This window comes from Mycobacterium sp., assembly GCF_049608025.1.
Lineage (GTDB): Bacteria > Actinomycetota > Actinomycetes > Mycobacteriales > Mycobacteriaceae > Mycobacterium.
On record NZ_JBMYXC010000098.1, the window covers coordinates 1 to 4334 of the forward strand.

6 protein-coding genes are annotated in these 4334 nt (G+C 65.0%); 2 read left to right on the forward strand and 4 right to left on the reverse strand.

From position 1 onward, the window contains the following. Together ACPGXI_RS17680 and ACPGXI_RS17685 are read right to left on the reverse strand one after the other, a co-directional pair. Window positions 1-496 (reverse strand): hypothetical protein (locus ACPGXI_RS17680; RefSeq protein WP_526655284.1); only part of this gene is annotated, 496 nt, incomplete at its 3' end. A gap of 95 nt (window positions 497-591) precedes the next feature. Next, on the reverse strand, window positions 592-1290 hold the full coding sequence (locus tag ACPGXI_RS17685; protein ID WP_526655292.1) for a guanylate cyclase: 699 nt from the start codon (window positions 1288-1290) through the stop codon (window positions 592-594). Window positions 1291-1332: 42 nt separating this feature from the next. On the opposite strand from ACPGXI_RS17685, the gene ACPGXI_RS17690 reads away from it, so the two are divergent. After that, window positions 1333-1497 carry a hypothetical protein gene (locus ACPGXI_RS17690; protein WP_526655286.1) on the forward strand — a complete coding sequence of 55 codons (165 nt, stop codon included), beginning with the start codon at window positions 1333-1335 and terminating at the stop codon, window positions 1495-1497. On the opposite strand, the gene ACPGXI_RS17695 is transcribed toward ACPGXI_RS17690, so the two are convergent. Beyond that, window positions 1494-2300, reverse strand: coding sequence for an adenylate/guanylate cyclase domain-containing protein (locus ACPGXI_RS17695; protein WP_526655288.1), 807 nt, complete (start codon window positions 2298-2300; stop codon window positions 1494-1496). The two genes, ACPGXI_RS17690 and ACPGXI_RS17695, sit on opposite strands and share 4 nt — an antisense overlap. 33 nt (window positions 2301-2333) lie before the next feature. Beyond that, complete coding sequence (locus tag ACPGXI_RS17700; protein ID WP_526655294.1) at window positions 2334-3185, reverse strand: alpha/beta fold hydrolase; 852 nt, start codon at window positions 3183-3185, stop codon at window positions 2334-2336. Window positions 3186-3716: 531 nt separating this feature from the next. Between ACPGXI_RS17700 and ACPGXI_RS17705 the strand changes: the two genes are divergently transcribed. Further along, window positions 3717-4334: MlaE family ABC transporter permease (locus ACPGXI_RS17705; protein ID WP_526655290.1), on the forward strand; the 618-nt coding region annotated here is incomplete at its 3' end.

Genomic DNA, 4334 nt, shown 5'->3' on the forward strand with positions numbered 1-4334 from the left:
TGGTGCCGTTGTTGCGGGCCTCGAATCCTGCCGGGATTGCCAGCACATCGTCCAACCGCAAGGACGCGCCGTCGCGCAACCGGGTTCCCGCGTACTCATAAGTTCCATCGACGTCGCGGCAGATGACGATCGCCGCCCGTGTGGTGCGCGCGATTGCGACCGCTTTAGCAGGCATGGCGCAACGTGCGGCGCTGTCGACAAAACCTTGGTCATCCATCGCCGGTACGGCAGGGTCCGGTGCCGGTACGGCAGGGTCCGGCGGCGGAGCCAAAGTGGTTGGCTCCGCCGAGGCCGCAACCCGCGGGGGCACGGTATTCGGTTGGGCGGGAACGGATTGCGCCGGCGCAGGTTCGTCATCGGTGGAGCGCAGCATTTCGAGCACGATGACCAGGGTCGCGATCGATGCCAACACGATGATGATGGCCGAAGCCTTCGCGCTGAGCAGGCCCCGTGCCGGAGCATCGGGCGCGGGGGCGGGTTCTGTCGCGGTCGGCATACCTGCGCTCCCTCGTTGCGGTGCCGAATGAATGTGCTGATGATCAGCAAACCACCCTTGGCGCGAGTGGCCCGCCATCCACGTCGGCGTTTCGCTCACCCTAGATGGTCGATACCCGAACCCAAGACGGATATTTCCTCGCTGAGCCGGTACCCGGGGGCCAACGGCAAGGTATCCCCGCTCCAGAACGATCCCGGATCAAACCAACTGGAGTCCTTCTCGGACTTCAGCAGCCCCATCTCCTCGTAGGTGATGGCGACCGTTTCGGCGCAGTATGCGGTTTCCAGGCCGACATTGAACTTCTCCGCCTTGCGGCGCTCGACGGACTGCCGAACCTTGTTGTGCACGAGCGGGATTCCACGGGTGAAGTCGGCCGCGTTCGGTATCCGGCCACGCATCCAGCGTCCGGTCAACCGGGCCGTCGTCGGAAACGGGGTCCCGTCCATCTGCGCGATCACCCGTAGCATCCGGTCCTCCTGCTCCCGGCCGGCGTACGGGGTGAGCTGACGCAGCCAGCAGCGTTGGTCATAGGTCTCGATCCAGCGCTCTACCGCCTGCCGCAGGTCGTTGAGCTGCACCCCGCGATGGTTGGTGCCTGTCCACATGTCGACCAGTTTGTCGCCGAGTTCGGCATGCCAGATCAGTGGCGGCAGGTCGTCGATTGCCACCGTCATTCCGACATGGTTGACGGGGCTGTTGGTCAGCGACTGGATGGCGCGGTCGGGACGGGAGTGTCCGCGGAACAACCAGATGTCCCCGGTGCGAGTCTCGTCCAGCGCGCGCTGCAGCGACACCGTGCTTGGCTTCACCCCCGCAGCTTAGGCAGACTGAGGACCATGCGTGGAATCTGGAAGTGGGTCGGGTTGGCCGGTGCCGCCGGCGTCGTCGCCGGTGGCGTGCTGGTCGCCCGCGATCAACGCCGTCGCAATTCCTACACCCCGGACGACATTCGCAGCCGGTTGCACCAACGGCTGGCAGAAGCCGAAGCCAAGCCCGACTAGAGCGCGACCGCGTACAGCGTGTGCGCCCCGGCGAACCCCTTGAGGTCGGCTTCCCGGCCGCAATCGAAACTGATGTCAGCGACATCCGGTGTGCCCTCCTGAATGCCGTCAACGGCGTCGCGGACCGGCTCACTCACCAAGATCTCGCCACCCTCGGCCTCTCCGGCCACCCGCGCCGCCATCGCGACATTGCGTCCGAAGAGGTCATCGCCGCGCCGCACCGACTTGCCGGCATGGATGCCGATACGCACGCGAATTCCGTGCGGGTGCTTCTGCAGTGAGGATTGGATGTCGACTGCACATCTGACCGCCTGCTCCGGCTTGGCGAAGGCGACCATGAATCCGTCACCTTGACTCTTGACGACGTAACCGCCGTGGTTGTCGACGTGCTGGTGGACCGATTTGTCGTGCTTGCTGATCAGCCTGACCCAGGCCCGATCGCCGATTCGCTCGTTCAACGCGGTGGATTCCTCGATGTCGGAGAACATGATCGCCAACTTGCCGTTGGGTGCCAGCCGCGCCAGATCGGGCCGCTCCACCTCGGCCCAGTCAGCGAGCTCCTCGACCGAGGACCGTACGGCCGCGCCGAATCCATCGGTGCGCAGGATGTTGGCGGTCTGCCACACGGTCTTCACCGCTTTCGTCCCGCCGGACAGCAGCAGGTTGCGGGTGTCGACGCGCCGACCCAGGGCTTCGGCCTCCGTGCGCGCCGCCCGCAAGCGCAGGGTCAGCACGACCAGCGCGATCGCCTCGCCCACGGCGACCGCCCCGAGCAGGTACGCCGCGATCTGCACTCCGGTCACGTGGTCAAGTACTGGATGCCGGTGCTGGGATGGTCATCGTGCGACGAACTGCTCGACGACCTCGGAGAACGCGTCGTTGTCATCGCCGGCCGCGGTGTGTCCCGCCCCCGATAGCTCGGCAAGCTCGGCGTTGGGCACCTTCTGCAAGAAATCCTGGACCGCTTCCTCGCTGACCACGTCGGAGAGCATTCCGCGAATCAGCAGAATGGGGATGGTCAACTCCATCGCTGCTTGCTCGAGTAACTCGACCCGCACGAACGGATCCTCCTGCGGTTTGGTCAGAAACGCCGGATCCCAGTGCCAATACCATCGGCCATGCCGATGTCGCAGGTTCTTTTTCAGCCCCTCCGGACTGCGCGGCTTGACCCGGTGCGGCAGGTAGGCAGCGACCGCCTCGGCGGCTTCCTCCAGGGACTCGAACCCGTGTACATGGCTGAACATGAAGTCGCGAATGCGGGCGCTGCCGTCCTTCTCGTATCGCGGCACGACATCGACCAGGATCAAGCGTTGCACGCTCTCCGGGCCGGCCTGGCGCGCTGCGAGGATGCCGGTGAGCCCGCCCATGCTGGCGCCGATGAGAACCACCGGCCGACCAATCTGCTCGAGTACCCGAAGGGTGTCCCCGCACAACGACTCCACCGTGTATTCCGCCTCCGGTGAGCGATCGCTGTCGCCGTGGCCCCGGCTGTCGAGTGCGACCACATGCAGGCCGCTAGAGGCCAGAAGCTGCCCAGTCTTCTGCCAGGACAGGCGGTTCTGGCCGCCGCCGTGCAACATCAAGACCGACGGGCGAGAACTGTCGAATTCCCCGCCGGCGCGCCTGATCGCGTCCGGGTTGTTCCACTCATCGGCAACCAGCATCAGGTCGTCGGTGCCACGAAACATCACGGTCTGAGGGTTGCTGCGGATAGTGCTCACAGGCGTCCTCTCGCTGGCCCCGGGATTGACAGGTTACCGAGCGCGGCAACCGGCGACCGTCTCGGGACTCGGGTCCTGAACAGACCGCCGTCGCGGCCTGTGCTCCTCGGTGGGCTCGAGACCGTCGTCTGCGAGGACGTGGGATCTCGGCAGTTGACGAACGCGGTTGGCTGTGGCGAGTCGACCCGCCCGAGATGCTGCCGGGCAGCGCAGCGTTTCCGACGCGCCGGAACCGGTCCCCAACCTGGCAGTTGCCCGTTGTGGACTGCAATGACGGTCGTTTGCGCCCCAAAAAGCCCCTGAGCCGGGATCCTGAGCACGTCGACTTGGCGGACAGGCAAGGGATCAACCCCCGACTCCCGCCCGCGTAATCGGTGATATACGGTTCGTCAGCGCGTATCAATGTGTATCGTCACCCGCAGCCTGACTGGGCACGGGCTTCGTTTGGGGGAACAGCGGTCTATGACGGAGAAATGCACACGAGGGAGGGCCTAAGAGGTGGTTGCTTCCAGCGCTATTGCCAAACCCATCCGTGGCATGGGTGGGTTCTTCTCGATGGCGCTCGACACCTTCGTGGGGATGTTCGTTCCGCCGTTCGCATGGCGGGAGTTCATCACTCAGTCCTGGTTCGTCGCTCGCGTGTCGATTTTGCCGACACTGATGCTGACGATTCCCTACACCGTGCTGCTGACCTTCACCTTCAATATCCTGCTCAGGGAATTCGGTGCCGCGGATTTCTCCGGTACCGGCGCCGCACTGGGGACGGTGCGGCAGATCGGTCCGATCGTCACGGTGCTCGTGGTCGCGGGCGCGGGTGCGACCGCCATGTGTGCAGACCTGGGTGCCAGAACCATCCGCGAGGAACTTGATGCGCTGCGCGTGATGGGCATCGATCCCATCCGGGCCCTCGTCGTTCCCCGGGTGTTGGCCGCGATGCTGGTGTCGTTGGCATTGTCGGCGACAGTGATTCTGGTCGGGTTGGCCGGGGCCTATTTCTTCACCGTCTACGTCCAGAACGTTTCCCCGGGGGCTTTCGCGTCCGGTCTGACGCTGATTATCGGCTCGACCGATATCGTCATCGCGCTGATCAAGGCAGCGCTATTCGGGCTGTCGGCC